General features: G+C 42.0%; 1 protein-coding gene. It reads left to right on the top strand.

All coding sequences use genetic code 11. The features are described from left to right. Nucleotides 1-256 precede the first annotated feature (256 nt). Entirely contained in the window at nucleotides 257-2086 is a 1830-nt protein-coding gene (gene ltrA / locus F6K49_RS42760) for a group II intron reverse transcriptase/maturase (protein WP_293107556.1), read from the top strand. The last annotated feature ends 120 nt before the right edge of the window (nucleotides 2087-2206 follow it).

Here is a 2206-nt window from a genome sequence, read left to right as displayed (position 1 = left end):
TCTTCTATGTGTGTAACCGGGTAAGCCGAGATTGAGTCCCTAGTATCAGGTCGATAAATAGGGTAGCCAAATCGCAAGAAGAGGTATAACTCTCAGTCCGGTAAAAGTCTGAACCAAGCAAAAGCCGAACACCCGAAAGGGAACGGGAATAAATAACCGGTCGGATAGAGGGAAATCCCTCGCTCGAAAGAGCGCTGAATTTCAGAGCTGACTTCGAGCCAAGGAAAGAAAAGTTATTAGTTGACTTAAATTGTACATGGAAAAGATAGAACCGACGTCTAAAGACGTGGGTATCGTAACTGAACAGACCACCAATTGGCACTCCATAGATTGGAAAAAAGCCTACAGGCAGGTCAGGAAACTAAGACAAAGAATTTTTAAGGCAACACGTCAAGGGGATTGGAAGAAGGTAAACAAACTCCAGAGATTAATGCTCAGGAGTCAATCCAACATCCAAGTATCAGTTCGTAAAGCAACCCAAGACAATAAAGGGAAAAGGACGGCGGGAGTTGATAAAGAAAAAGCCCTAAATCCTCAAGAAAGAGGAGAAATGGTGGACACCTTATCAAAAACCAAACTCTGGGAACCAAAGCCCACAAGGCGCATCTACATACCAAAACCCAATGGCAAACAAAGACCGTTAGGAATACCGAGTATCACGGACCGATGTTTACAGGCCATAGTCAAAAATGCTTTGGAACCAACATGGGAAGCTCAATTTGAAGCCACATCTTATGGTTTTAGGCCAGGAAGAAGCGCCCATGACGCCCGACAAAGAATATTCCTGAACATCAATGGTGAAAGAAACAAGAAATGGTGGATAGTCGAAGCAGACATAAAAGGATGCTTTGACAATATAGCCCATCAACCGTTAATGGAAGCCATTGGTAATTTCCCAGCAAAGAAACTAATCCATGGATGGTTAAAGGCAGGATATGTAGACAAGGATACATTCCACCCAACAGAGACTGGAACTCCACAAGGAGGAATAATCAGTCCACTGTTAGCGAACATAGCATTACATGGGTTAGAAAAGGAACTGGGGATAACATACAGGAAAGAAAAAACCAAAAAAGGTGAAGACACTTGGAGAAATAAATCGAATAGAACTATAGTACGCTTTGCGGATGACTTTGTGATTTTAACAGAATCCAAAGAAGATGCCACGAACGCCAAGGTAATCACGAAAGAATGGTTAGCCAAGAAAGGACTAAGTCTATCCGAAGAAAAAACCAAAATAACTCACCTAACAGATGGTTTTGATTTCTTGGGATGGAACATACGGAAATATAAAACCACAACCAGAAGTAAAGGGTATATAACTTTAATCAAACCATCAAACAAAAGCTTAAAAGGAATCAAGAAGAAGATAAAAGTAGAATTCGCAAAACTAAAAGGGGCATCTGTTCAACACCTTATGTGGAAATTACAACCAATTATAAGGGGTTGGACAAACTACCACGATGGAGTGGTGGCGAAGGATACGTTTAGTAAATTAGATGATTACATCTCCTGGAAGCTAGTAAGATGGTGTAAGAGAAGATACCCTCAGAAAGAATGGAAGTGGATTAAGGAAAAACATTTCGGATGTTTCTGTCCAGGTAGGGAAGACACACGAGTCTTCGGAAGCAAAGAACAATACTTGGAAAAACCCTCATGGACAAAGATAACCAGACATACACTAGTCACCCACAATTACTCTCCAGATAATCCCGACCTTCAAGAATATTGGAGGAAAAGGAAGGAAAGGCAGAGTAAGAAAACAGCTGAAGGAAGACTACCTAAAGGCAAGAATAAAATAGCCTTAAGGCAAAATTACATATGCCCATATTGTGGACAACAATTGGGGGACTACAACAAAGTACATCTACACCACATCGTTCCCAAAGAACATGGAGGACAAGATAAGTACAACAATCTAGTTTATGTCCATGAGGAATGTCACCACACCATCCATGCCTTGGGGGCAACTAATCCTGAAATACAAAAAAGACTGTATGAAGGGATAAAAACCCCTCCCAAAAACCGGAAACAAAAACCAAAAGGCACAAAACCGGGACGAAGGGAAAAGGGTTGCACAGAATAACGTGTTTTTCGGAGTTGGTTGCGCCGTGTACCGGGAGACTCGTTCGCACGGTGCTTAGGGGGCGAAGAGGGAGTAATCCCTCTGACCTACCCGATAGTCTAATCTATATCGTTGTGGCAG

Source organism: Moorena sp. SIO3I6 (assembly GCF_010672095.1).
This window is presented reverse-complemented; position numbering and strand designations above follow the sequence as displayed.